Consider the following 23,732-nt stretch of genomic DNA (forward strand, 5'->3'; position numbering starts at 1 on the left):
CTGTGAAGGGACGCGAAATGCGCTGCGAACTTTTGGTTCGGCGGCGAACGCCGGCGGCGCTCGTCTCTTCGGGGGTTTGACGCGCAGCCGCTATCGCTTCCGGCAGGGGCCGGCCTTGGGGGAGGTCGGCCCCTTTTTAATCCAATGCGGCTTCAGAACGCGCCGGGAAACAGACCGCCGTCGATCAGCACGTTCTGCCCGGTGACGTAGCCCGCGTGCTGCGAACAGAGGAACGCGCAGAGGCGGCCGAACTCATCTGGATCGCCGAACCGCCGCGCCGGGACCGTCGCGCGCCTGGCGTCCGCCACCTCGTCCTCGCTTACCCCCCGGCGCTTCGCGTCGGCCGGAAAGGCGCCTCGCAGCCGATCCGTGTCGAACATGCCGGGCAGGATCGCGTTGATCGTGACGTTGCGATGGGCGACCTCGCGCGCCACGCCCGCCATGAAGGCGGTGAGGCCCGCCCGGGCGCCGCTCGACAGGTCGAGACCCGCGATCGGCGCCTTCACAGACCCCGAGGTGATGTTCACGATGCGGCCGAAGCCTCGCTCCGCCATGCCGTCGATCACCTGCTGGATGAGCTCGATCGGCGTGACCATGTTGGCGATGACGCCGTTCAGCATGGCGTCGCGGTCGAGTTCCCGGAAACTGCGGCGGGGCGGGCCGGCATTGTTGTTGATGAGGATGTCCGCCTCCGGGGCGGCTGCAAGCAAGGCCGCCTGACCCTCCGGCGTCGAGACGTCTCCGACCACCGCGATCACCTCCGCGCGGGAACGTCCGCGGATGTCTGCGGCCGTCCGCTCGAGGCTATGGGCGTCGCGACCGTTCACGATCACTCGGCAGCCCTCGTCGGCCAGCGCGATTGCGCAGGCGCGCCCAAGCCCCTTGCTCGACGCGCAGACGATGGCCGTGCGGCCTGAAATGCCGAGATCCATGATGGCGTCCTCCAGACACGAAAAAGCCGGCCCGTAGGCCGGCTTCACTCGTTGATGGAGTTGAAGTCAACCCGCGCGGCGCTCCGACATGAAGCGCTCGAACTCTTCGCGCGCCCGGCCCTCGTCATGGGCGCCGCGCTCTGCGCGCAGATGCGCCTCGAAGGCGGCCGTCGTCTCGTCGAGTTTCCGACGCTCATCTTCGATCCGGGCGAGCTCGGAAGCGCGCCAGGCGTCGAAGGCGGCATTGCCGGTCTGGCGGACGCCATAAAAGCCCTTCGGCGAGAACTCCTTGCGGATGTTGCGGCCGAAATCGTCGGCGGTCTTCTTGAACCAGTCGCCTGCGCCGGCGGACCCGCGCGCCGTGGCTGCGATCTTCTCGCCCCAGAGCACATAGGCGATCATGGCGAGGCCGAGCGGCCAGAAGACGATGAACCCGATCACCGTCAGCGCGATTGTCAGCGCCGTCCAGCGATGGGGAACGCCGGGTATGGCGGCGGTCGCCGCGTCGTCGAAAGGGGGGTTCGAAGTCATCGGGGTCTCCAGCGAATCGATCGGCGGGGTCCGCGACGGCGCCGCGTTACCTCTCATTTGGCGACGCCTGGTTTCTCGTTCAAGCAGATATCCCGCGGAATTTGAGGCCGCTAGCTGGCCCTCCAATTCGACTGCTTGAGCTGTCATACTCATGAGACGAAGGTTCTTTAGCGCGGGGATCAATGAAGCAGGGGTCGATGGGGACGATGCTGGAAGAACCTGCAGCCCGCCGTTTCCGGACGCTGTTCATCTCTGATGTGCATCTCGGCACCAAAGGTTGTCAGGCGGAGATGCTTCTGGAGTTTTTGCGTCACAACGAGGCGGACACGCTCTATCTTGTAGGGGACATCGTCGACGGCTGGCGCCTCAAGCAGAGCTGGTACTGGCCTCAGGCTCATAACGACGTCGTTCAGAAGCTGTTGCGCAAGGCGCGCAAGGGTTCGCGCGTCATCTACATCCCCGGCAATCACGACGAGTTCCTGCGTAAGTATTACGGCCAGCACTTCGGCGGAGTCGAAGTGGCGGAGACCGCGATACACGAAGCCGCGGACGGCCGGCGATATCTCGTGATCCACGGCGACTTCTTCGACATGGTGGTGCGCCACGCCAAATGGCTCGCGCTTCTGGGGGACTGGGCTTACGAAACCGCCCTGACGCTCAACCGCTACCTGAACGCGGCTCGCCGCTCCCTCGGCCTGAGCTACTGGTCGCTGTCCGCATGGGCCAAGATGAGGGTGAAGAACGCCGTGAACTTCATCGGGCGCTTCGAGGACACGCTTTCGGCGGAAGCCCGCAGGCACCAGGTGGACGGCGTCATTTGCGGCCATATCCACCATGCCGCGATCCAGCAGATGAACGGCGTGATCTACGTGAACACCGGCGACTGGGTGGAGAGTTGCACTGCGATCGCCGAGCACGAGGACGGTCGTCTCGAACTCATACGCTGGAGCGAAAGACGCGGGGCGGAGGCCGATATTTCGGGCGAGCCCCTCGCCGAGCTGCCAGCCGTCGCTTGAGCGCCGCCGAGCAGGCGCGCGACGCCCCACCGATGCGCGTCCTCCTGGTGACCGACACCTGGGCGCCGCAGATCAACGGCGTCGTCCGCACGATCGAGCAGATCGTGAAGGCCGCGCCTCGCTTCGGCGCGGAGGTCGAGCTTCTGACGCCCGATCGGTTTCGCACCGTGCCGATGCCGAGCTATCCGGAGATCCCGCTCGCACTGGCGCGGCCCAAGACGGTCGCGCGGATGATCGCCGAGGCGCGGCCCGACCACATCCACATCTCGACCGAAGGGCCGCTCGGCTTCGCCGCGCGCAGCGTCTGTCTGAAGACGAAGCGGCCGTTCACGACGAGCTATCACACGCGATTCCCCGAATATATCCGGCGGCGCGCGCCCGTACCGGAACGGCTGACCTACGCGCTGCTGCGGCGCTTTCACAACGCCGGCGCCGGCGTGATGGTCGCGACCGATTCGCTGGCGAAGGAGCTTCGCGCCCGAGGGTTCGAGCGCATCATGAAGTGGTCGCGCGGCGTCGATTCCGAGCGGTTCCACCCGCGCCCGGGCGCGGACGTGTTCGGTCTCAAGCGGCCGGTCTTCCTCTATGTCGGACGGGTCGCGACCGAAAAGAACATCGAGGCTTTTCTCGCGCTGGACCTTCCAGGCTTCAAGGTCGTGGTGGGGGACGGCCCGGAGCGGAAGCGGCTGGAGGCGGCGTTTCCGGACACGCTGTTCACCGGCGCGCTCGACGGGGAAGATCTCGCTCTCGCCTACGCGTCGGCCGACGTCTTCGTCTTTCCGAGCAAAACCGACACGTTCGGCATCGTCATTCTGGAAGCGCTCGCGAGCGGGCTCCCCGTCGCGGCGTACCCGGTGACCGGCCCGATCGACGTTCTGAAGGACGGCGCAGGCGTGCTGGACGAGGATCTCCGAGCCGCGGCGTTGGCGGCGCTCAAGCTCTTTCCGGAGAACGCGCGGGTGCTGGCGCTGAAGCACGGCTGGGACGCGCCCGCGCGGGACTTCTTCGACAATCTGAGAGCCGTCGTCGCCCCACAGAGGGCGGCGGGCGGCGTCTGAGGTCAGGCGAAGAGCATCGCTCTTTCGGCGGCCGACAGGCTGCCCAGGAGATCGGGACCCGACCGCGTGGACAATGGCGGCTCGACGGGATCTATCTTCGGCGCAGGCCGGAACTCGCGACCCGCGGGACGCGCTTCGACCGGCCGCAGCGGCGGCTCGGCCTCGGGCAGCTTCGCGACCGCAGGGACTAACGGTTTGTAGTCGACCGGGGGCGGGGGGTCCTGCACGATGGCCGGCGTCTCGCGTAAGACGGGCGTCTCTTCAAGCATTTCAGCGAGCGCCGCCGTCACCTGATCGAACTCCGCGATCGGCTCGGGAGCTACGAGCACGTTCGCTTCCGGAAGCGCAGGCCGCTCTAAGAGAGGCGCCGCGCTCGGCGCAGCGTCGATCGGTTCGGGCGGCTTTGACGCTTTTGCATGTGAGGAAGAGGGCGCCATCAGCTCCGCCGGCTGGTCTTCCCTCGGCGACGCTAGGGCGACGAGGCTCTCCAGCCGGTCGAGATGGCGAAGGGCGCGGGCGGCGCGGGTCTCGTCCGGACCGGATTCGAGCGCCTCGCGGAGAAGGGCCGCGCGGGAGGCGACGTGGCGCAGGAGATCGGCGAAGGTCTCGTTCTCAGCCGGCGCTCGGACGGCGAGCCTGCGCTCGATCTCCTCGAGCGCGGAGAGAACCTGTGTCGTATCGGCGGTCCGGTTGCGGCGCGCGAACTCGGCCAAAAACCAGCGGCCGCGCTCAGTCTCCATGACCGCTTCCGCGATGGCCTCGTAATCGTGGTCGGATATGGGCGCGGGCGGGTTCATATCGGCTTGCGGCAGATGAGACCCGGTTAACTTCGGGTTAAGCCGCAGTAAGCCGAGATTCTGAACTTCGACGCCAGCCGAAAAGTACCCGACGGCTCTTTTAACCCCAAAGAAGCGGGGAGGGCGGCGCCAGCGTGCTGCCGGTGAACACCAGACCGTGCTCCCGGTCGCGCGCGAGGAGGAGCGGTCCATCGAGGTCGACGACCGCCGCCCCCTGCGCCACGAGCACCGCCGGCGCCATGGCGAGCGACGAGGCCAGCATGCAGCCGACCATCACCGTCAGCCCGGCCTCGCGCGCCTCGGCGGCGAGCGCCAGCGCCTCGGTCAGGCCGCCGGTCTTGTCGAGCTTGATGTTGATCGCGTCGTACCGGCCGATCAGCGCCTTCAGGCTGGCGCGGTCATGGGCGCTCTCATCGGCGCAGACCGGGATCGGGCGGTCGATAGAGGCCAGCAAGGCGTCGTCGTCGGCCGGCAGGGGCTGCTCGACAAGCGTGACGCGGGCGTCCGCGCAGGCGACGAGGTTCCGTTCGAGCGCCGCGCCGGTCCAGCCCTCGTTAGCGTCGACGATCAGCTCCGACTCCGGCGCGCCAGCGCGAACCGCCGCAATCCGCTCAGGATCAAGCCCGTCGGTCGCGCCGAGCTTCACCTTCAGCAGCGGCCGCGTCGAAGCTTTTCGCGCAGCCTCGGCCATCGAATCCGGAGCTCCGAGGCTCAGCGTGTAGGCCGTAACCAGCGGTCCAGGCTCCGGGAGGCACGCGAGCGCAGCCGCTGTCGTCCCGGCTCGTTTCGCCTCAAGATCCCACAGGGCGCAGTCGAGCGCGTTGCGGGCGGCGCCGGCGTGAAGCCGTTTCTGCAGCGCCTGCCGTGTCAGCCCGGCGGCAATCTCGTGGCCGAGCGCGTCGATCTCCGCCTTCACGCCCTCGGGCGTCTCACCGTAGCGAGGGTAGGGGCGGCACTCGCCGCGACCGCGAAACGGTCCGTCGACGATCTCGGCGACGACGGTGACGACTTCGGTCACCGAGCCGCGGGCGATCGAGAACGCGCCCGCGACCGGCCAATGCTCGATTGTGGCCGTCAGGACGGGCGGCATGGCGATGTCCTCACGGGAACTCGGCCACCAGCCGATCGACGATCGCTCCCATGCCGAAGCGCACGGGATCGCTCGCGGGCAGGCTGTAATCCGCCATCGCCTTGTCGAGCACGGCGAGCGCCTCGGCCTCAGAAAGCGCCGAGGTGTTGATCGAGACGCCAACACAGCGGATGGCGGGGTTGGTTAGCCGGCCGGCCGAGATCGTGGCGTCGATCACCTCGGCCACCGTCGGCAGCGGGTTCGGGACGTTGCGCATCGTGGTCCGGGTCGGCTCGTGGCAGACGACGAAGGCGTCGGGCTGGCTGCCGTGCAGCAGACCGAGCGTCACGCCGGCGAAGGACGGGTGAAACAGCGAGCCCTGACCCTCCACGACGTCCCAATGATCCGGATCGGCCGCCGGCGTCAGCCATTCCGCAGCGCCGGAGATGAAGTCGGCGACCACCGCGTCGATCGCGACGCCGCGGCCGGCGATCAGCACGCCGGTCTGGCCGGTCGCGCGGAACTCGGCGTCGAGGCCGCGCGCCGTCATTTCCGCTTCGAGCGCTAACGCGGCGTATTTCTTACCGACAGAACAGTCGGTGCCGACCGTCAGCACGCGCTTGCCGGGCCGCTTCACGCCGCTTCCCACCGAGAAATGCTCGGTCGAATGGCGCACGTCGAACAGCTTCCGGCGATGCGCCTTCGCGGCCTCGGCGATGCGGGGAACGTCGCCGAGGCGCATGTGCAACCCGCTCGCGACGTCCATCCCCGCTTCGATCCCGGCCACGATCTCGTCGATCCAATGGTCCGGAAGCGTGCCGCCGGGGTTCACGACGCCGATCACAAGCGTCTTGGCCCCGCGGGCGGCGCCGTCCGCGATCGTGACGTCGTCCAGCCCGACATCAGCCTTGCAGCCGCGCAGGCGGATCTGCCCGACGCACCAATCGCGCCGCCAGTCCACGACGCCCGCAGCCGTCTTCGCTGCGAGCTGATCCTTCGCGTCTCCCAGAAACAACACGTACGGCTTCGTTATCTCCAAGGGAGCTCTCCGCTGGGGCCGTCTCCTCGACAGGCCGCGACGCACCTGAGTATTAGAGGCGGGGGACGCTGCCGCAAGCCGGGGGACGGCTGGACAGGACGGGCTAAACCACGGTGGATGCCGACGAAGACGTGTGCGATCTGAAGGTCGAGACCTTCGACGAAGGCCTCGTTGCGACTCCGACCGGCGTCTGGACGGCGAGGACCGGCGACCGCGGCCAGGACATGGTCGAAGGCGTCGATCTCTCCAAGATCTCCGGCAAGACCTTCGCGATCGACCTTGCCGAGATTTCGCGCCTCGACACGGTCGGCGCGCTGTTGATCGACCGGCTGAAGGATGCGGCCGAAACGGCGGGCGCGACGGCGGAGACGCACGGCGCGAAGCCTCAGCACGCCCGATTGATGGACGCGCTGAAAGACCGCACCCGCGAGCCGCCGCCGACGAAGAAGCAGGAGGCGGGTCCAATCGCGCTGCTCGCCGACGTCGGCGAAGGCGTGGTCGATATCGGCGCGGACCTCAAGAAGGGCCTGGGCTTCTTCGGCGCGGTCGTGATGACGACGGGACGGCTCGCGGCCCGCCCCTGGCGATTCCGCTTCACGTCGACCGTCGCCAATCTCGAGCGAGTCGGCCTCCGCGCGGTGCCGATCATCGCGCTGATCTCGTTCCTCGTAGGCGCGATCGTCGCGCAGCAGTCGATCTTCCAGCTCAAGAATTTCGGCGCTAGCCTGTTCGTGGTCGACCTGCTGGGCATCCTCGTGCTCCGCGAATTAGGCGTGCTGCTGACGGCGATCATGGTCGCCGGCCGCTCCGGTTCGGCGTTCACCGCCGAAATCGGCTCGATGAAGATGCGCGAGGAGATCGACGCGCTGCGAACGATGGGCCTCGATCCGATCGAGGTTTTGGCGATGCCGCGCCTCGTCGCGCTGCTGATCGCCATGCCGCTGCTCTCCTTCATCGCGTCGATGTCGGCGCTGGTCGGCGGTGGGCTGGTCGCCTGGATCTACGGCGACATCACGCCGGTGACGTTCCTGCAGCGGCTGAAGGACGCGCTCAGCCTGCAGACCTTCTTCGTCGGAATCATCAAGGCGCCGTTCATGGCCATCATCATCGGCCTGATCGCCGTCACTGAGGGCATGAAGGTCGAAGGCTCCGCCGAATCGCTCGGCGCGCGCACCACGTCGTCTGTCGTGAAGGCGATCTTCGTCGTGATCGTCCTCGACGGCATGTTCGCCATGCTGTTCGCCGCGCTGGGGATCTGATTATGGGCGCCGCCGCGACGAACTCCTCGAACGAACCAGAGACCATCATCAAGGTGCGCGACCTCGTCGTGGGCTTCGGCGAACGCAACGTCATCGACGGCCTCGACATGGATGTGCGCCGTGGGGAGATTCTCGGCGTCGTCGGTCCTTCCGGCACCGGCAAGTCGGTGACGCTCAGGGCAGTCACCGGCCTGACGCCGAAGCGCGGCGGCACGGTCGAAGTGTTCGGCATGGACATGGACACGGCGACGGAGAAGGAGCGGCTTGCGGTCGAACGACGCTGGGGCGTGCTGTTCCAGCAGGGCGCATTGTTCTCTTCGCTCACCGTCCGGCAGAACATCGAGATGCCGATGCGCGAGCACACCGACCTTTCGCCGAAGCTTCGCGAGGAGATCGCGCGGCTGAAGATCGACCTTGTCGGCCTGAAACAGGAAGCCGGCGACCGGCTCCCTTCGGAGCTCTCCGGCGGCATGATCAAGCGCGCGGCTCTCGCCCGCGCGCTGGCGCTCGATCCCGACATTGTGTTCCTGGACGAGCCGACGGCCGGGCTCGACCCGATTGGGGCCAACGCCTTCGATCGGCTGATCATGACGCTCAAAGATTCCTTGGGGCTGACCGTCTATCTCGTGACCCATGACCTCGACACGCTGGTCACGGCGTGCGACCGCATCTGTGCGCTCAAGGGCGGCAAGGTGCTGGCGATCGGGCCGCTATCCGAGATGGTCAAGAACGACGATCCCTGGATGAAAGAGTATTTCCGCGGTGAGCGGGCCCGGGCGGCCGGCATGGGCGCGGCGGCGTAAGGGCGGAGTAGCAAAACGTATGGAGACCCGCGCCAATCACGCTCTCGTCGGCGCCTTCACCCTGCTGGTGCTGGCGGCCGCCTTCCTGTTCGTGTGGTGGTTCGCCGCCGCGGGGCAGAACCGCGAGCGTGCGATCTACCGGATCCAGTTCCAGGGCGCCGTTTCGGGGCTCACCCCCGGTTCGGGCGTCCTGTTCAACGGCATCCGCGTCGGCGACGTGACCGACCTCAACTTCGATCCGCAGGATCCGGCCAAGGTCGTCGCGCGAATCGAGGTGTTCAAGAACACGCCGGTGCGTAGCGACACCCGCGCGCGCCTCGAAATGACGGGCCTCACCGGCGGCGCCGTGATCCAGATGACGGGCGGCGCGCAGAACGCGCCTGCGCTGCCGCTGGTGACCACCGAAAGCGGAGACCCCGCCAACGCGCCCGTGCTGATCGCCGAAGGCTCCGCCTTCCAGGACATCCTGGAGGGCGCGCGCACCGTGCTGCAGCAGGCGCAGACGACGTTTGGCGATGTGCAGGGCCTCGTCGGCAATTCCCGCGGATCGATCGAGCGCTCGCTGCAGAACGTCGAGCAGTTCACCGCGGCGCTGGCCGCGAACTCCGACGACCTTAAATCCTTCATGCAGTCGACCGGCGTCGCCGCCCGGCAGATCGGCAACCTCGCCGACAATCTGGTGCCGCTCGTCACCGACGTGCAGAACCTCGTCCGCGCGGTCGACGTGAACAAGGTCGACCAGACCATGACCAACGCAGTCGCCTTCACGGATGCGCTGAAGAAGGCCGGCCCACAGGTCGAGAAAGCGCTCGGCGACGTGGCGGGCCTCGCTCAGCAGCTTCGCGGCTCGGGCGAGCGGGTCGACGAGGTGCTGAAGCAGGTCCAGAACGTGGTCGCGGCGGTCGATCCCGCAAAGATCAACCAGTCGGTCGCGCGCTTTACCGAAGTGCTGCAGTCCGTGGATCCAAACCGCGTGTCGAGCGCCATCGCCTCCATCGACGATGCGGCGAAGAGCGCGCGCGACACGATCGCCGCGGTCGATCCGCAGAAGATCAACCGCGCGGTCGACGGCTTCACCAGCCTCGCCACATCGATCGACGGCCCGACCATCAACCGCACGATCGCCGGCCTAGACCGTGCGATCTCCGCGGTCGACGGCGACAAGATCCGCTCCACCGTCGACAGCGTGAACGCCTTCGCGGAATCGCTCGGCCGCAACTCCGGCAATGTCGATCAAATCATGGCCTACGCCCGCAGCATCTCGGAGCGGCTGAACGGCACCGCGGCGAAGCTGGACGGACTGATCGACGACGCCCGCCGGCTTGTCGGGAGCAACGAGACGCAAGGCGCGGTCAACGACTTCCAGAAGACCAGCCAGGCGATCCGCGAGCTCGCGATCAAGCTCGACGGTCGCACCGCGGAGATCGCCGCCAGCGTCGGCCGCATCTCGAGCTCAGGCTCGCGCGACCTGCAGGGCTTCGTGGCGGACAGCCGCCGCACGCTGAACAATCTCGACAGCGTGATTCAGGATCTCAAGAGAAACCCGCGCCAGTTCCTGTTCGGCAGCGACGGCGGCGTGCCGGAGTATCGCGGCCGATGACCACTCGATCCGCAATGGCCCGTTTCGCCCTCGTCTTCGGCGCAGCGATAGCGCTGGCCGGCTGCGGCGGCGGCAAGCCGCCCTCCACCTTCGACCTCACCGCCCCGCAGCGTCTGTCGGGCGGAGGCGGCCCGCGCGGCGTGCTGATCGTGCCGGAGCCGACCGCGATCGCGACGCTCGACGGGCAGCGCGTCGTCGTGAAGCCGAGCGCGGGCGAAGTCACCTACCTGCCCAATGCCCAGTGGGCCGACCGGCTGCCCAAGCTCGTCCAGGCGCGCATGATCGAGGCCTTCGAAAACGCTCGCTGGCTGAGCGCTGTCGGCAGGCCGGGCGATCGGCTGAGTCCGGACTTCCAGCTCGTAACCGAGATCCGCTCCTTCGAGATCGAGGCGGCGACCGGGACAGCGTATGTCGAGATCACCGCCAAGGCCGTGAACGACAAGACCGGCAAGATCGCGGTCGCCGGCGTATTTTCTGCGCGCCGCCCGGTCGGCGGCGCGATCGATGGCCCGAACGCAACCCGCGCGCTCGACGGCGCGCTTGCGGAGGTGTTGGCGAAGCTCGTGACCTGGCGCGGCCCCCGCGCCGGCGCCTGAGCTTTCCGGAATGATGCGCGTCGCGTTCCTCGGCGTCGGTCTGATGGGCGCGCCGATGTCCCGTCGCCTGATCGGCGCAGGGCTCGACGTGACGGTGTGGAGCCGCACCCGCGCCAAGGCAGAGCCACTTGCCGGGGAGGGCGCCCGCGTCGCCGATGACGCAGCGGCTGCGGTCGACGGCGCCGGCATCGTCGTGACGATGCTCTCCGACGGTCCGGCGGTCACCGACGTGCTGTTCGACGCGGGCGTCGCCGAGGCGCTGAAGCCAGGCGCGATCCTCGTCGACATGAGCTCGATCCCGTCGTCGACCGCGCGCGACCATGCCGCCAGGCTGGGCGAATGCGGCGTCGCCCATCTCGACGCGCCGGTCTCCGGGGGCACGCGCGGAGCCGCGGCCGGAACGCTCGCGATCATGGTCGGCGGCGAGCAGGCCGCCTTCGACGCTGCGGCGCCGGTGTTCTCAGCCCTCGGCCGCGCGGTGCGCGTCGGCCCGGCGGGCGCAGGACAGCTCGCCAAGCTCGCCAATCAGGTGATCGTCGGGGTGACGATCGGCGCGGTGTCCGAAGCGCTATTGCTCGCCGCCGCTGGCGGCGCCGACCCTGCGGCGGTGCGCGAGGCTATCCGCGGCGGGTTTGCGGAAAGCCGCATCCTCGAAGAGCACGGCCGGCGCATGATCGAGCGCGATTTCGCGCCCGGCGGCATGGTCTCGACCCAGGTCAAGGATCTCGACACCGCGCTCGACGCGGCCCGCGAGGCCGGCGTCACGCTGCCATTGACGCAGGACGCGCGCGACCGCTTCGCGCATCTGCGCGACGTGATGGACGGCGGCGCGCTCGACCATTCCGCGCTTCTGCTCCAGCTCGAGGCGCTCGCCGGCAAGCGGCTCGGCTGACGCACAAAACGGCGAGACCTCCCATGCCCGCGATCCCCGCGTCCATCGCGCCCGTGCTTCTGCTGATCTCCTCGAACGTCTTCATGACGTTCGCCTGGTACGGCCATCTAAAGTTCAGGGACTCGCCGCTCTGGATCGTGGTGCTGGCGAGCTGGGGCATCGCGCTCGTCGAATACTGCTTCGCCGTGCCGGCGAACCGCATCGGCGCCGCGGTCTATTCCGGGGCCGAGCTCAAAGCGATGCAGGAGGTGATCACGCTCTGCGTCTTCGCGGTGTTTTCGGTCGCCTATCTCGGCGAGAAGCTGACGGTGAACCACATCGCCGGCTTCGCGCTGATCGCGCTCGGCGCATTCTTCGTCTTCAAGGGCCCGCTCTAACCCGAGCCTTGCGCCCGCCCGCCACGGCGCTTAAGCCTCCCCGCGCTGTCCCCAAAGGAGCGACGATCCATGGCCTTCCTCGCCGACGCGCTGTCGCGCGTGAAGCCCTCCGCCACCATCGCCGTCAGCCAAAAGGCGCGCGATCTGAAGGCGGCCGGCCGCGACATCATCGGGCTCGGCGCCGGCGAGCCGGACTTCGACACCCCGCAGAACATCAAGGACGCTGCGATCGACGCGATCCGCCGCGGCGAGACCAAGTACCCGCCCGTGGCCGGCATCGCTCCCTTGCGCGAGGCGATCGCCCAGAAGTTCAGCCGTGAAAACGGCCTCGACTACAAGCCGACGCAGACGATCGTCGCGACCGGCGGAAAGCAGATCCTCTACAACGCCTTCGTGGCGACGCTTAATCCGGGTGACGAGGTCATCATTCCCGCGCCCTATTGGGTCAGCTATCCCGAGATGGTTGCGCTCAACGGCGGAACGCCCGTCATCGTCGACACGACCCAGGCGGACAATTTCAAGCTGAGGCCCGAAGCGCTCGAAGCCGCCATCACGGCGAAGACCAAGTGGGTCCTGTTGAACTCGCCTTCGAACCCCTCCGGCGCGGCCTATTCGCGTGCCGAGATCAAGGCGCTGACCAACGTATTGATGCGCCACGAGCACGTCTGGATTCTCACCGACGACATGTACGAGCACCTCCTCTTCGACGGGCTGGAGTTCTTCACCCCGGCGCAGGTCGAGCCTGGCCTCTACGACCGCACGCTGACGATGAACGGCGTCTCCAAGGCCTATTGTATGACCGGCTGGCGCATCGGCTACGCGGCGGGGCCGGACAAGCTGATCAAGGCGATGGAGATGGTCCAGGGCCAGCAGACGTCCGGCGCCTGCACGATCGCGCAATGGGCGGCGCTCGAAGCGCTCGCCGGGCCGCAGGATTTCCTGCCGGGCTTCCGCGTCGCCTTCGAGCGGCGACGCGACCTCGTCGTTTCGATGCTCAACCAGGCGAAGGGCGTCGCCTGCCCGAAACCAGAGGGCGCGTTCTACGTCTATCCGTCCTGCGCCGAAGCCATCGGACGCACCGCGCCGTCAGGCAAAGTGATCGCGACCGACGAGGATTTCGTTTCTGAACTGCTCGAGGCCGAAGGCGTCGCGGTTGTTCATGGCTCGGCCTTTGGCCTCGGCCCGAACTTCCGAATCTCCTACGCGGCGGCGGACGAAAAGCTCGAGGAAGCCTGCCGCCGGATTCAGCGCTTTTGCGGGGAGCTTCGATAACGAGGCCGCGAGCTTCGAAAATCCGGAACGGCGCCGCCGAACAAACGCCTTGCTTTAGGCGTTGGCTCGAGTCGGGGACGTTTTCTGGAGACTGATCCAATGCACGCATTCATCAAGGCCGGCGCGGCGGCGGCGCTCTGCCTTTCGGCGGGCGCGGCCTCAGCGGCCGATCTGGGCCATCCCGACGTCACGGTTTCGAAGCGCTACCAGCCCGTCTCGGGCTATCAGGTCGGCACGCTGCGTTGCGAGACGTCAGGCACGATCGGCTATGTCGTCGGCTCGCGGCAGGCGGTGTCGTGCGAGTACCGCCCGGTCGCCGGCCGCAATGCGGTCGATCTCTACATGGGCCATGTCAACAAGGTTGGCGTGGATGTCGGCGCGACGGGTCCGGGCGTGATGGCGTGGGCGGTCGTCGCGCACTCGAACGATCTCGGGCCGGGCGATCTCGCGGGCAAGTATCGCGGGGCCTCCGCGAGCGCCACCGCGCTCATCGGCGCCGGCGCGAACCTCCTGGTCGGCGGCTCTGACGCCACCATCTCGCTCCAGCCGCTCAGCCTCGAGGGGAATACCGGCCTCTCGGTCACCGCCGGCTATTCTTCGCTGACGCTCGACCCGATCTGAGCGAAGATCGCAGCATCGTGAGTCTGATCGCGGCCGAGGGCGTAACCCTCGGCCGTTTTCGTTCGTAAGCCGATCATGAACATCACCGCCATGAAAGGCGCGATATGCTGATCGGCAAGCCGCCCTCCTGGGCCATTCCGGAATCGCAGGCGACCCCGGAAAGCGTTTTCCTCAACCGCCGCGCCTTCATGAGCGCCGCCGCCGGCGCCGCGGCGCTCGCGCCTTCCGCTGCCAAGGCCGGCCTGTTCGGCTGGGGCAAGAAGGACGTCGCGCCGCAGCCGCCGGATCCGTCCGCCGGACTCTATCCGGTCAAACGCAATCCGGCCTTCACGCTCGACCGCCCGGTGACGCCGGAGCCCATCAATCTCGGCTACAACAACTTCTATGAGTTCGGCACGTCAAAAGACATCGCCGAAGCCGCCCAGGCGCTGCCGATCCGCCCGTGGACGATCAAGATCGGCGGCATGGTGGAGCGACCCCGCGAGATCGCGATCGACGACCTGCTGAAACAGCTTCCGCCCGAGGAGCGGCTTTACCGCCACCGCTGCGTCGAGGCGTGGTCGATGGCGCTGCCGTGGTCAGGCATCCCGATGAAGGATTTTGTCGCCTTCGCGCGGCCGCTCGGCTCGGCGAAATACGTGGTGCTGAAGACCTTCATGAACCCGGACGTCGCCGACGGGCAGGCGAGCCCGCTTTACGACTGGCCTTACACCGAAGGCCTCACGATGGCCGAGGCGACCAACGAACTCGCCTTTCTCGCGACCGGCGCCTACGGCAAGCCGCTTGCACGCCAGATGGGCGCGCCGATCCGCCTCGCCGTGCCGTGGAAGTACGGCTTCAAATCGGTGAAGTCGATCGTTAGCGTCGAGTTCACCGACAAGCGCCCGAAGACCCTCTGGGAGACCGCCGGCCCCGGCGAATACGGTTTCTGGGCGAACGTAAATCCGGCCGTCCCGCACCCCCGCTGGAGCCAGGCGCAGGAGCGCGTGATCGGCACCAGCGAGACAAAGCCGACCCTGATCTTCAACGGCTATGGCGAGCAGGTCGCCGACCTCTACAAGGACATGAAGGGCGAGAAGCTCTTCATGTGACGCGCCGGCGACACCCCTAGGCTCTCGCCCGCCGCGGCGTTGAGACTACGCGACGAACATGCAAGCGTCCGGACGGTCCTTAAGAACACTCTCATAAGGGGCCCGGTCCGGGGGACGCATGGCGCTTCGCATCGCGCGTTTGTTTGGCGCGCTTACTCTTTCCGCGCTCGTCGCCGCGCCGGCATTGGCGGGCGAGGACGAGGCGGCGGACGAGCCCTCCATCCTCGATCATCTCCCCGCCTTTGCGCCGCTCAAAGAAGCGCGCGACGCCCTGGCGGAGAAGGGCGTGCGCGTCTCCGGCTTCTATTTCTCCGACCCGCGCGCAGGCCTCTCCGGCGGCCGCGACAGCGGCGCGACCTATAGCGGCCTGTTCAATCTCGCGGTCGATCTCGACGGCGAAAAACTGTTCGGCGTCGAGGGCGCGAAGCTCCACGCCAACATGTTCCAGATCCACGGCAAGGACGTCTCCGAGCGCTTCGTCGGCAACTTTCTGTCGGCGAACGACATCGGCGCCCGGCCCTCCACCCGGCTGTTCGAGCTGTGGTGGCAGCAGCCGCTTAACGACCAGCTCGAGATCCGCGTCGGGCAGATGGCGACGGACGTCGAGTTCATCACCTCCGACTATGGCGAGAACTTCCTCGACGCCACCTTCGGCTGGGCGGGGCCGCCCTCCGAAAACCTGCCCGCCGGCGGCCCGGCCTATCCGCTCGCGGCGCCCGGCGTTCGGCTGAAATACACGCCGCGCGAGGACTTCACCCTGCTGGCCGGATTGTTCAACGGCTACCCCGCGGGCAAGGGCGAAGGCGACGCCGAGAAGCGCAACCGCCACGGCCTGAACTTCGAAATCGGCGATCCGCCGCTCGTCCTCGTCGAGGGGCAATATCGCTGGAACGGCGGCGAGGAGGCCTCAGGTCTGCCGGGCACGCTCAAGCTCGGCGGATACTGGCACGGCGGCCGGTTCAAACGCCTCGACGAGGACAGCCGCACGCGCCGTGGCGACTTCAACCTTTACGCCGTGCTCGACCAGCAGGTCCTGCGCTTCGGCGAACGCGACGACGAGCGCGGCCTCGGCGTGTTCCTGCGCGGCATTTTTGGGCCCTCGGACCGCAACCCCGTCGACGCTTACGTCGACGGCGGCTTCGCGGCGACCGGCCTGTTCGCCTCCCGCCCGCACGACGTGTTCGGCATCGCTGCGGCCTGGGCGAGCTTTTCGCCCGGCCTGCTGCGGGAGGCGCGCGAAGCAAACGCAGATCTCGGCCTCGCCGACCGCCCGCACGGCTTCGAAGGCGTGATCGAAGCGACCTACCGCATGGAGATGGTCCCCGGCCTCACCGTGCAGCCGAGCCTGCAATACGTCATCCACCCCGGCGCCGGGACGCTGGAGCCGGACGAGGACGGTGCGCGCCGCGTCAAGAACGCGACGATCTTCGGCGTGGCGACGATCGTCAGGTTCTGAAACGGCCGGCTCGGCATCCCGGGCGCCATCCCAGCTCTTAAGGGGGATGACGTTGTCTCTCCCTAGCCGCCTTCACGCTTGCGCGAGGAACCGTGCGGACGGGGGATGCGTTTGGCTGCGGGGCAGAGAAATAGGCGCCGAACCTGCGCCTCGAAGGAGAGAGATCATGAACCGACACGACCTGGACGCCGCGCTGTCGCGCATCGGCCGTCTCGCCGCGCCGGCTTTCGTCGCGGCCGTCCTCGCCGCCGGCCCGGCGCTGGCGCAGAGCAGCACCACGATCATCACCGACCAGCCGCCGGCGACGGAGTCCTCGAAGACCACGGTCGAGACCCACACCAACGACATGGGCGACACCGTCGAGAAGCGCAAAACCGTGACCGAGCACGAAGACGGCTCCGTCACCAAGGAGGTCAACAAGACCCACGTCGACGAAGCGCCGTCGACCAGCACGACCGTCATCGAGCGCTGAACAAAATCAGCTGAACGCCTACTGATGAGCCCGCGCCTTCGGCGCGGGATTTTTTGTTGATGGAGCCTGACGCTCGGTCAGTCGGCTGGTCCTCTGGATTAATCTAACGGTCAGCGAAGACTGCGAAAAAAATCCGGCGATGATTTGGGATCGGTCGAGGAATTCCGTTCAGATCGGAAGCCGTCGACGTGCCGCTCCATCCGCGCTAACTCCTCCGCACCCTTCCGTGCGGAGCCTCCCCATGTCCTACCCCACGCTCGATCCCGCCACGCTCTCCGTGCTCGTCACCGGGGCCACGTCCGGCTTTGGCGAGGCGATCTCGAAGCGGTTCGTGAAGGCGGGCGCGCGGGTCGTCGGGACGGGGCGGCGGAAGGAGCGGCTGGACAAGCTGGAGCAGGAGCTTGGCGACCTGTTCCTCGGGCGCGAGCTCGACGTGCGGGACCTGCCGGCGACAGAGGCGCTGCTCACAGATCTGCCGGAGGAGTTTGCGGCGGTCGACGTCGTGGTGGCGAACGCCGGCCTCGCGCTCGGTCTCGGTCCGGCCGACGAGGTCGACATCGCGGACTGGCACACGATGATCGACACCAACGTCACCGGCTTCGTGAACACGGTGCGCGCCAGCCTGCCCGGCATGGTGAAGCGGGGGAGGGGCCATGTGTTCGGCCTGGGCTCCGTCGCCGGCGACTATCCCTATCCCGGCGGCAACGTCTATGCCGGCACAAAAGCTTTCGTGAAGCAGTTCTGCCTCGCAACCCGCGCCGACATGCTGGGGAAGAACGTCCGCATCACCAATATCGAACCCGGCATGGTCGAGACCGAGTTCTCGCTGGTGCGGTTCAAGGGCGATGAGGGCAAGGCCGAGAATGTCTACGCCGGGATGCGCGGCATGAGCGCGGACGACGTCGCGGAGACGATCTTCTGGTGCGCGACGCTGCCGCAGCACGTCAACATCAACAGGTTGCAGGTGATGCCCACGGATCAGGCGTTCTCCGCCTTCGCCGTTCACCGCGGGTGAGCGCTTCGCGCTTCGGTTGTAAGCTGCGCGGCAATTCGAATGGACCGCTAAACGAAATCGTAGCAGCTTTGCTCTACCACCGAGGGTAGGCCCCGAGATGGGCCGGTCTCGGAGAACTTGAGTGACGCCGTCGACCTCTACGATCGTGCGAACGGTCCTCCTGAGCATCGTGTATTGCGCCGTCGCCTATGGGACGCTGGCGCTCGGACGCGCGACGGGCGTGTCGGCCGTCGTGTGGCCGGCGAACGCGCTCGCCTTCGGCGTGCTCGTCGCGCTCAACCGCGCGAACGGCTGGACGGAGATCGTCGGGCTCGCGGTCGCGAACGCCGTCGCGCACTGGCTGATGGCCGACGGCTTGTCCCATTCCGTCCTCGCCGGCGTCGCGAACGGCCTCAGCATCGGCGTCACGGGCGCGCTGCTCAGCCTGTGGCGGGTGTCGCGCGATCAGCCGACCCATGTCGGCTCGGTGCTGAACCTGATCCTGATCTCGCTACTCGGACCGATCCCGGGCTCCGCGCTCGGCGGCCTGGCGATCGGCGCCGTGCTGAGCCCCGAGACGCCGTCGTTCTACTATATCGGCTCGTGGTGGCTGGTGGAGGCGGTGGGCTTTCTGCTGATCCTGCCGCCCTTCCTGTTCTGGCGCAGCCCGCGGCATCGCAAGGCGGCGGCGAGCCCTCACCATCGTCCCGGCATCACCCGGGCGCGCGCGGTCGAGATGGCGGTGGCGATCGTGGCCCTCGTCGGCGCGGCGGCCGTCGTGCCGTTCACCGGCATGCTGTGGCTGATCGAGCTCTCCGGCGCCGTGCTGCTGTGGTTCGCGCTGCGCTTCGGCATGTTCTACACGGCCGCCACCACCACGCTGTTCGCGCTCGGCGTCGTGGCCTGCGGGCTGATGGGGCTGTGGCCGGCCGGCGCCTCCAACGGCCATCACCAGGCCGACATGCTGGCGCTGCAGGCCATGCTCGCGCTCACCACGCTGCCGGCGCTGCTCGTTGCGGCAATCGCCTCCCAGCGCGAGAAGGCGCGCCGCGAACTCTACGTCAACGCGCGCCGCCTGTCCTATGCGCTCGAGGGCGCCAATGACGGCCTGTGGGACTGGGACATCGCGGCCGGCAAAGGCTTCTTCAGCCACCGCGCCTCGCGCATGTTGGGCTATGACGACGCCGAGGAGTTCGGCGAGGCCGCGACCTGGGACAACCTGATCCACGAGGACGATTACGGCGCGGCGCGGGCGATGTTCGACGCCCACATCAAGGGGCAGACCGAGTTTTACGAGGCCGAGCTGCGCTTCCGGCGCAAGGATGGCGAATGGATCTGGGTGCATGATCGCGGCAAGATCGTCGAGCGCGACGAGAATGGCGCGCCGCTGCGCGCCGTCGGCACCTATACCGACATCTCCGAGCGCAAGCGCCTTGAAGGCGCGCTCGAGCATCTCGCCAATCATGACGCGCTGACCGGGCTCGCCAACCGAGCCGTCTTCGAGCGCGAACTCGACCGCTTCGCGGCGCGGCTCGACCGTCAGGGCGGGCGGCTCGCCACGCTGCTCATCGACGTCGACCACTTCAAGCAGGTCAACGACACCTACGGTCACGCCGCGGGCGACGCGCTGCTGGTCGCGGTCGCGGACCGGCTACGGAAGGGCGTGCGCCTTGGCGACGTCGCGGCGCGGCTCGGAGGCGACGAGTTCGCGGTCATCTCGATCGGCCAGAGTGCGGCGGAATTCGACGCGCTCGCGGAGCGCCTGAGCGTCGAGCTCGCGGCGCCGGTCCCTTATGGCGACGGCCAGATCACCGCCTCGGTGTCGATCGGCGTCGCGGTGGCGGCGTCGTCCGCGCAGGCCGGCGACGACCTCGTCGTTCGCGCCGACCGCGCGCTCTACGCCGCCAAACGCGACGGTCGTGGCGTCTGGCGCTTCTTCGGCGTCGCCGGCAAGGTCGCCTGACTGCGCGTCAGGCGACGAAGCCGAGCAACTCCACGCCGAGCCCGGAATCCTCGAAGCGCTCGACGACCGCCGTGAAGTAGGGCTCGTCCGACGGCGCCGCGACGATCAGCACGCCATAGGGCGCGCCGCCAGCGGCCCCCAGCGAGCCCGCCACGATGCCGACGTCGAAGCCGAGCTCGCGCGCGACCGAGGTCAGCACCGGCCGTGTCGCAGCCGGCCCTTCGAAGGCGAGCCGCACCAGCGCCTTGCCCATCGGCTGGGGCGTCGCGGAGAGCTTGCCGGCGAGGAAAGGCGGCAGCGTCGCGCCGGTGGCCGCGGCCGCGAAGCGCCGCGTCACGGCGTGACCTGAATGGGCAAACACCCGCGCGGTCGCGCCCTCCTCGACGACCTGGCCGCCGTCGAGCACAACGACGCGCGTCGCAAGCGCGGTGACCGCGCTCATGTCGTGCGTGACGAGCAGGATGCCGACGCCGATCTCGCGGTTAGCCCAAGACAGCGCGGCCAGAACCGCCTCGGCGATCTCGGGGTCGAGCGCCGAGGTCGCGCCGTCGAGCACCAGCAGGCGCGGTTCGGCCGCAAGCGCCCGGGCCAGCGCCACGCGGCGCCGCGCGCCGTCCGACAGCTCGTCGAAATAGCGATCGCCGTCGGGTCCAAGCTCGAGCAACTCCATAAGCGCGTCGAGCTTGCGACCTGCGTCCGGCCGCGCCTTCTCCGCGAGTTCGGCGACGATCTCGCGGATCGGCCGCTGCGAGGGGGGCTCCGCGGAGGCGCTGAGGTAGACCACGCCAGCGCGCGCCTGCTCGCCGGACATCGCGGCGCCGTCGAGCGCCACCATTCCGGAGTTCGGATGTTCGAGCCCGGCGGCGAGGCGCGCAAGCGCGGACTTGCCGGAGCTTGCGGAGCCAATCACGGCGAGGATCTCGCCATTGGCCATCTCGAAGGAGACGCCGTCGAGCGCCACGCGCTCCACGCCGTCACGGCCAAAATAAGCCTTTCGGACATCGGCGAAGGCAAGCAGCGAGCCAGCAACGGCAGGGGAATGCGCGAAGCGCAGCGGAGCGTTCATGGCGAACTCCGAGGTCACGATGTCAAAAGCGCCGGAAAGGCGAAGGGAAGGCGGAACGAACGGTCGCCGGATCGGGGCGGCCGCTGACAATGGGAGGGGCGTCAGCAGCCCCAGCGTTTCGATACCCACGTCATGCCCGACATCCCTTTCGGCGCTTCCTCGCGCCGCTCTCCTGAAGCGTCGCGACACTCGGCGAATCGTGCGACGCCGCCATGACGACGACGCGGCCATTCCGCGACGAGCTACGGCCAAATTTCGTTCTCTCAAGAGAACATGTCAAGTTCTCCAAGGGAGAAGGCCGGCAATTCGACGATCATAAGAAAGCGTTAAGTCACTCTAGAATTAGAGCGTTTCCAGCCTCGCCTTCGTGCTGCGCCGCAGTCCGGAAGAGCGTTTGCCGGGATGTGCCAGTTCGTTCGTCATAACGAACGACTTTCCGCCGCCAACGCCTGCGATAACGCGAGGTGGCGGTTCAGATCGTAGGCCCAATGCCCGGCGATCCCGCGGCGGCGTTCCGCGCGCCACGCCCGGATGAGCCGCGCCACGATCTTCCGGCGAATGTCCGGGCCCCGGTCGTGAAGCTCGCTTGGTCCGATCGCGATCAGCCGCGGCAATGCGCGCTCCCGGTCGTACGCCGCGATCCCACTGCGGCGCGTCTCGGTCAGCGCCGAGGCGGTCGTCGCTCGGACCGCTTGCTCCAGCCCGGACCGCTCCGTCGGCCAGACCACGCCCTTCATGTTCGATCCGATGTCTCCGGTCGTCATGCCGCCTCTCCAGCTCTGTTCGTCATCGACAATGAAGGACCGCAACGATCTGGACAAGAAGAAAATCCTATAATATGGATTTATCCATTATGTGGAGGAGGGGTCGATGGCGCAAGCGCGCGGCGGAACGGGACATGGTCCGGAAAAGGAGAAGCAGGTTTCAGGAGCGGTGCGGCTGCTCGCGCGCATCGCGGCGGCGGGCTCCTCGGGGCTCCTGATCGCGAAGCGCGAGGAGGCGGCCGCTGCGGCGCTGATGGCGCGCGGGCTGGCGGCGGACGAAGGCGGCCTCCTGCGCGCGACGCCCGAGGGGCTGGCGCGCGCCGCGCGCGAAGCCGGTGGCGAGGCGGCCTTCCTCGCCCAACACCGCACTCTCGCGCGCCGCCGGCCGGAGGGCGGCGTGGGGCCCGAGACGCTGGTCGATCTCGACGAGAGCCCGCTCGCCTGGCTCGCCCGCCGCAAGGATCGCGACGGTCGCCCGCTGCTTGCCCCCGAGGAGGTGCTCGCCGGCGAGCGGCTACGCGCTGACTTCACCCGCGGGCAGATGACGCCGCGGGTCACCGCGAACTGGGAGGCTTCGATCGCCCGCGGACCACGTGGCGCGGGCGGGGCAGGCGTCGACCTCGCGGACGCGGCGATCGCGGCGCGCACGAGGGTGTCGCGCGCGCTCGACGCCGTCGGACCCGAACTTGCGGGCGCGCTGGTCGACGTCTGCTGCTTCCTGAAGGGACTGGAGGAGGTCGAGCGCGACCGTCGCTGGCCGGCGCGCGGCGCGAAGCTCGTGCTCGGCCTCGGCCTCGCCCGCCTCGCGCGGCACTACGGTTATGTCCCGGACAAGCAGGGCCCCGGCCGGATCCTGAGTTGGGGCGCAGACGGCAGCCGGCCGACGATCGACGGCGGGTGAGGGGCCTCGGGCGTCGAGCGTTTCTACGAAGCCCCGGCCGGCGACAACTGCGCCGCCGCGGCCGCCTCTCGCTTGATCCGTTCGACCATCGAGCGCAGGCCGTTGGAGCGCTGGGGGGTGAGGTGCTCGCGGAGCTTGATCCGGTCGAAGACCTCGCCGGCGTCTGTCGCGAGAACTTCGGTCGCGTGCTTGCCCGAATAAAGCGCGATGGTCACCGCGACGAGGCCCTTCACGAGATGGGCGTCGCTGTCGCCGCGGAAGGTGAGAACGGGGTCCGGGCCGGGGCCGGTGGTCGTCTGCAGCCAGACTTGGCTCGCGCAGCCCTGCACCTTATTGGCGTCGGAGCGGGCGTCGTCCGGCAGCGGCTCGAGCTCGCGGCCGAGCTCGATGAGGAAGCGGATCCGCTCCTCCCAGTCGTCGATATACTCGAAGCCGTCGATGATCTCGTCGATCGTCACGGAAGCTCTCCTCGCGGTCGATCACGAGGTAGGGCGCGGGCCGCTCCGCTGCAAAGGAAAACTGTTGGGTTAGGCCTGTGTGCGCGCCGCGCCGCGCCACGCCGGCTTGCGATCGGTGGGGTTCAGCGTGTCCCGGCCCGCCGGCGCCGCTGTCGCCGAGACCGGCTTCGCCCTGACCTCCGACGGTTTGGCGTCGGAGCCGAAGTAATCCTGCAGCATCGAAGCGCCGACGCTTGCCCGTTCGCCGACGATCTTCAGCGCCTGGCTACCGACCGTGCAGGCGTCCGGCTGCCGCTGGCAGAAGGAGCCGACGTCGGAAACGGTCGCGCCGGCGGCGGCGAGCGCCGACAGGGCGTCGAGCGAGGCGCGCTCGTCGGCGTTCGGGCCGTCCTTGGAGACGCCGCCGAGCGGAAGGAAGAGCAGCAGGAGAGAAATCCAGAACGCGGTACGCAACAGGAAGAACATCGGTCGACGCCCTTGAACAAGAAGCCCACGGCCCGCCGGTCGCGGACCCCACCTGACGAGACCCTAGCAGGCCTCCGCTAAATCGCGCTGAAGCCGGCTCGTTCAAGTTGTATGTTCAAATTCACGTTCTCGAAAGGAAATGACAAGACTTCGTAAAGTTCTTTGGCAAGAACAGGACGAGCAATTCAGTTCCCTCCAGATGCATCGACGTGGCGCATTTTAGCGTTCGCTTAAGCCGGG

The 23,732-nt window shown here is 67.9% G+C and carries 25 protein-coding genes; 16 read left to right on the forward strand and 9 right to left on the reverse strand.

Annotated elements, in window-relative coordinates; genetic code table 11:
- Nucleotides 1–152: 152 nt before the first annotated feature.
- Together EYR15_RS14995 and EYR15_RS15000 are read right to left on the reverse strand one after the other, a co-directional pair.
- Nucleotides 153–932, reverse strand: coding sequence for an SDR family oxidoreductase (locus EYR15_RS14995; RefSeq protein ID WP_131004386.1), 780 nt, complete (start codon nucleotides 930–932; stop codon nucleotides 153–155).
- Nucleotides 933–998: 66 nt separating this feature from the next.
- Entirely contained in the window at nucleotides 999–1,463 is a 465-nt protein-coding gene (locus tag EYR15_RS15000; RefSeq protein ID WP_131004387.1) for a DUF2852 domain-containing protein, read from the reverse strand.
- 206 nt (nucleotides 1,464–1,669) lie between these two features.
- Here EYR15_RS15000 and EYR15_RS15005 point away from each other — a divergent pair, with 206 nt between their 5' ends.
- Nucleotides 1,670–2,479: a UDP-2,3-diacylglucosamine diphosphatase gene (locus tag EYR15_RS15005; protein WP_131004478.1), complete on the forward strand. Its 810-nt coding sequence runs from the start codon at nucleotides 1,670–1,672 to the stop codon at nucleotides 2,477–2,479.
- 32 nt (nucleotides 2,480–2,511) lie between these two features.
- Nucleotides 2,512–3,537, forward strand: coding sequence for a glycosyltransferase family 4 protein (locus tag EYR15_RS15010; RefSeq protein ID WP_131004388.1), 1,026 nt, complete (start codon nucleotides 2,512–2,514; stop codon nucleotides 3,535–3,537).
- 2 nt (nucleotides 3,538–3,539) lie between these two features.
- On the opposite strand, the gene EYR15_RS15015 is transcribed toward EYR15_RS15010, so the two are convergent.
- From EYR15_RS15015 to dgcN, 3 genes are all read right to left on the reverse strand, one after another.
- The gene (locus EYR15_RS15015) at nucleotides 3,540–4,334 is read right to left on the reverse strand and encodes a hypothetical protein (RefSeq protein ID WP_131004389.1); all 795 of its coding nucleotides are present in this window, start codon (nucleotides 4,332–4,334) and stop codon (nucleotides 3,540–3,542) included.
- Nucleotides 4,335–4,434: 100 nt separating this feature from the next.
- Entirely contained in the window at nucleotides 4,435–5,424 is a 990-nt protein-coding gene (dgcA, locus tag EYR15_RS15020; RefSeq protein ID WP_131004390.1) for an N-acetyl-D-Glu racemase DgcA, read from the reverse strand.
- A gap of 10 nt (nucleotides 5,425–5,434) precedes the next feature.
- Nucleotides 5,435–6,442 (reverse strand): N-acetyltransferase DgcN, encoded by a 1,008-nt coding sequence (gene dgcN, locus EYR15_RS15025; protein ID WP_131004391.1) that lies wholly within the window; start codon nucleotides 6,440–6,442, stop codon nucleotides 5,435–5,437.
- Nucleotides 6,443–6,573: 131 nt separating this feature from the next.
- Between dgcN and EYR15_RS15030 the strand changes: the two genes are divergently transcribed.
- The 13 genes from EYR15_RS15030 (at nucleotide 6,574) to EYR15_RS15090 (ending at nucleotide 19,838) form a co-directional block, all read left to right on the forward strand.
- Nucleotides 6,574–7,701 (forward strand): MlaE family ABC transporter permease, encoded by a 1,128-nt coding sequence (locus tag EYR15_RS15030; protein WP_245498343.1) that lies wholly within the window; start codon nucleotides 6,574–6,576, stop codon nucleotides 7,699–7,701.
- Between the two features lie 2 nt (nucleotides 7,702–7,703).
- A complete protein-coding gene (locus EYR15_RS15035; RefSeq protein WP_131004392.1) occupies nucleotides 7,704–8,504 on the forward strand; it encodes an ABC transporter ATP-binding protein in 801 nt (266 codons plus the stop codon).
- A gap of 19 nt (nucleotides 8,505–8,523) precedes the next feature.
- On the forward strand, nucleotides 8,524–10,104 hold the full coding sequence (locus EYR15_RS15040) for an MlaD family protein (protein ID WP_131004393.1): 1,581 nt from the start codon (nucleotides 8,524–8,526) through the stop codon (nucleotides 10,102–10,104).
- Nucleotides 10,105–10,118: 14 nt separating this feature from the next.
- Nucleotides 10,119–10,700, forward strand: a complete 582-nt coding sequence (locus tag EYR15_RS15045; protein ID WP_245498344.1) for an ABC-type transport auxiliary lipoprotein family protein — start codon at nucleotides 10,119–10,121, stop codon at nucleotides 10,698–10,700.
- 10 nt (nucleotides 10,701–10,710) lie between these two features.
- Nucleotides 10,711–11,592: an NAD(P)-dependent oxidoreductase gene (locus EYR15_RS15050; RefSeq protein ID WP_131004395.1), complete on the forward strand. Its 882-nt coding sequence runs from the start codon at nucleotides 10,711–10,713 to the stop codon at nucleotides 11,590–11,592.
- A 23-nt stretch (nucleotides 11,593–11,615) separates the two neighbouring features.
- Nucleotides 11,616–11,969: a DMT family protein gene (locus tag EYR15_RS15055; protein WP_131004396.1), complete on the forward strand. Its 354-nt coding sequence runs from the start codon at nucleotides 11,616–11,618 to the stop codon at nucleotides 11,967–11,969.
- A gap of 69 nt (nucleotides 11,970–12,038) precedes the next feature.
- Nucleotides 12,039–13,241, forward strand: coding sequence for a pyridoxal phosphate-dependent aminotransferase (locus EYR15_RS15060; RefSeq protein WP_131004397.1), 1,203 nt, complete (start codon nucleotides 12,039–12,041; stop codon nucleotides 13,239–13,241).
- A gap of 99 nt (nucleotides 13,242–13,340) precedes the next feature.
- On the forward strand, nucleotides 13,341–13,862 hold the full coding sequence (locus EYR15_RS15065; RefSeq protein WP_131004398.1) for a DUF992 domain-containing protein: 522 nt from the start codon (nucleotides 13,341–13,343) through the stop codon (nucleotides 13,860–13,862).
- A 104-nt stretch (nucleotides 13,863–13,966) separates the two neighbouring features.
- Nucleotides 13,967–14,953, forward strand: coding sequence for a protein-methionine-sulfoxide reductase catalytic subunit MsrP (gene msrP / locus EYR15_RS15070; RefSeq protein ID WP_131004399.1), 987 nt, complete (start codon nucleotides 13,967–13,969; stop codon nucleotides 14,951–14,953).
- Between the two features lie 118 nt (nucleotides 14,954–15,071).
- Entirely contained in the window at nucleotides 15,072–16,409 is a 1,338-nt protein-coding gene (locus EYR15_RS15075) for a carbohydrate porin (RefSeq protein WP_131004400.1), read from the forward strand.
- A gap of 166 nt (nucleotides 16,410–16,575) precedes the next feature.
- Nucleotides 16,576–16,881 carry a hypothetical protein gene (locus EYR15_RS15080; protein ID WP_131004401.1) on the forward strand — a complete coding sequence of 102 codons (306 nt, stop codon included), beginning with the start codon at nucleotides 16,576–16,578 and terminating at the stop codon, nucleotides 16,879–16,881.
- Nucleotides 16,882–17,122: 241 nt separating this feature from the next.
- Nucleotides 17,123–17,896 carry an SDR family NAD(P)-dependent oxidoreductase gene (locus EYR15_RS15085; protein ID WP_131004402.1) on the forward strand — a complete coding sequence of 258 codons (774 nt, stop codon included), beginning with the start codon at nucleotides 17,123–17,125 and terminating at the stop codon, nucleotides 17,894–17,896.
- A gap of 121 nt (nucleotides 17,897–18,017) precedes the next feature.
- The gene (locus EYR15_RS15090; protein WP_131004403.1) at nucleotides 18,018–19,838 is read left to right on the forward strand and encodes a diguanylate cyclase domain-containing protein; all 1,821 of its coding nucleotides are present in this window, start codon (nucleotides 18,018–18,020) and stop codon (nucleotides 19,836–19,838) included.
- 7 nt (nucleotides 19,839–19,845) lie between these two features.
- On the opposite strand, the gene EYR15_RS15095 is transcribed toward EYR15_RS15090, so the two are convergent.
- Nucleotides 19,846–20,904: an ATP-binding cassette domain-containing protein gene (locus EYR15_RS15095; RefSeq protein ID WP_131004404.1), complete on the reverse strand. Its 1,059-nt coding sequence runs from the start codon at nucleotides 20,902–20,904 to the stop codon at nucleotides 19,846–19,848.
- Nucleotides 20,905–21,323: 419 nt separating this feature from the next.
- Nucleotides 21,324–21,668 (reverse strand): DUF6477 family protein, encoded by a 345-nt coding sequence (locus EYR15_RS15100; RefSeq protein WP_245498345.1) that lies wholly within the window; start codon nucleotides 21,666–21,668, stop codon nucleotides 21,324–21,326.
- Nucleotides 21,669–21,774: 106 nt separating this feature from the next.
- On the opposite strand from EYR15_RS15100, the gene EYR15_RS15105 reads away from it, so the two are divergent.
- On the forward strand, nucleotides 21,775–22,569 hold the full coding sequence (locus EYR15_RS15105; RefSeq protein WP_131004405.1) for a DUF6456 domain-containing protein: 795 nt from the start codon (nucleotides 21,775–21,777) through the stop codon (nucleotides 22,567–22,569).
- Nucleotides 22,570–22,592: 23 nt separating this feature from the next.
- Here the strand turns inward: EYR15_RS15105 and EYR15_RS15110 are convergent, their stop codons facing one another.
- Both EYR15_RS15110 and EYR15_RS15115 read right to left on the reverse strand, forming a co-directional pair.
- Nucleotides 22,593–23,027, reverse strand: coding sequence for a SufE family protein (locus EYR15_RS15110; RefSeq protein ID WP_131004406.1), 435 nt, complete (start codon nucleotides 23,025–23,027; stop codon nucleotides 22,593–22,595).
- A 69-nt stretch (nucleotides 23,028–23,096) separates the two neighbouring features.
- Entirely contained in the window at nucleotides 23,097–23,492 is a 396-nt protein-coding gene (locus EYR15_RS15115; protein WP_131004407.1) for a DUF5330 domain-containing protein, read from the reverse strand.
- Nucleotides 23,493–23,732: the final 240 nt, after the last annotated feature.

The sequence above is a fragment of the Hansschlegelia quercus genome (genome assembly GCF_004310425.1).
Taxonomy (GTDB): domain Bacteria; phylum Pseudomonadota; class Alphaproteobacteria; order Rhizobiales; family Methylopilaceae; genus Methylopila; species Methylopila quercus.

Excerpts from the sequence above, each read along its gene's own strand:
- EYR15_RS14995 (WP_131004386.1), bottom strand. The coding sequence starts at position 932 with ATGGATCTCGGCATTTCAGGCCGCACGGCCATCGTCTGCGCGTCGAGC.
- EYR15_RS15000 (WP_131004387.1), bottom strand. The coding sequence starts at position 1,463 with ATGACTTCGAACCCCCCTTTCGACGACGCGGCGACCGCCGCCATACCC.
- EYR15_RS15005 (WP_131004478.1), top strand. The coding sequence starts at position 1,670 with ATGCTGGAAGAACCTGCAGCCCGCCGTTTCCGGACGCTGTTCATCTCT.
- EYR15_RS15010 (WP_131004388.1), top strand. The coding sequence starts at position 2,512 with ATGCGCGTCCTCCTGGTGACCGACACCTGGGCGCCGCAGATCAACGGC.
- EYR15_RS15015 (WP_131004389.1), bottom strand. The coding sequence starts at position 4,334 with ATGAACCCGCCCGCGCCCATATCCGACCACGATTACGAGGCCATCGCG.
- dgcA (WP_131004390.1), bottom strand. The coding sequence starts at position 5,424 with ATGCCGCCCGTCCTGACGGCCACAATCGAGCATTGGCCGGTCGCGGGC.
- EYR15_RS15035 (WP_131004392.1), top strand. The coding sequence starts at position 7,704 with ATGGGCGCCGCCGCGACGAACTCCTCGAACGAACCAGAGACCATCATC.
- EYR15_RS15040 (WP_131004393.1), top strand. The coding sequence starts at position 8,524 with ATGGAGACCCGCGCCAATCACGCTCTCGTCGGCGCCTTCACCCTGCTG.
- EYR15_RS15045 (WP_245498344.1), top strand. The coding sequence starts at position 10,119 with ATGGCCCGTTTCGCCCTCGTCTTCGGCGCAGCGATAGCGCTGGCCGGC.
- EYR15_RS15050 (WP_131004395.1), top strand. The coding sequence starts at position 10,711 with ATGATGCGCGTCGCGTTCCTCGGCGTCGGTCTGATGGGCGCGCCGATG.
- EYR15_RS15055 (WP_131004396.1), top strand. The coding sequence starts at position 11,616 with ATGCCCGCGATCCCCGCGTCCATCGCGCCCGTGCTTCTGCTGATCTCC.
- EYR15_RS15060 (WP_131004397.1), top strand. The coding sequence starts at position 12,039 with ATGGCCTTCCTCGCCGACGCGCTGTCGCGCGTGAAGCCCTCCGCCACC.
- EYR15_RS15065 (WP_131004398.1), top strand. The coding sequence starts at position 13,341 with ATGCACGCATTCATCAAGGCCGGCGCGGCGGCGGCGCTCTGCCTTTCG.
- msrP (WP_131004399.1), top strand. The coding sequence starts at position 13,967 with ATGCTGATCGGCAAGCCGCCCTCCTGGGCCATTCCGGAATCGCAGGCG.
- EYR15_RS15075 (WP_131004400.1), top strand. The coding sequence starts at position 15,072 with ATGGCGCTTCGCATCGCGCGTTTGTTTGGCGCGCTTACTCTTTCCGCG.
- EYR15_RS15080 (WP_131004401.1), top strand. The coding sequence starts at position 16,576 with ATGAACCGACACGACCTGGACGCCGCGCTGTCGCGCATCGGCCGTCTC.
- EYR15_RS15085 (WP_131004402.1), top strand. The coding sequence starts at position 17,123 with ATGTCCTACCCCACGCTCGATCCCGCCACGCTCTCCGTGCTCGTCACC.
- EYR15_RS15095 (WP_131004404.1), bottom strand. The coding sequence starts at position 20,904 with ATGAACGCTCCGCTGCGCTTCGCGCATTCCCCTGCCGTTGCTGGCTCG.
- EYR15_RS15100 (WP_245498345.1), bottom strand. The coding sequence starts at position 21,668 with ATGACGACCGGAGACATCGGATCGAACATGAAGGGCGTGGTCTGGCCG.
- EYR15_RS15105 (WP_131004405.1), top strand. The coding sequence starts at position 21,775 with ATGGCGCAAGCGCGCGGCGGAACGGGACATGGTCCGGAAAAGGAGAAG.
- EYR15_RS15115 (WP_131004407.1), bottom strand. The coding sequence starts at position 23,492 with ATGTTCTTCCTGTTGCGTACCGCGTTCTGGATTTCTCTCCTGCTGCTC.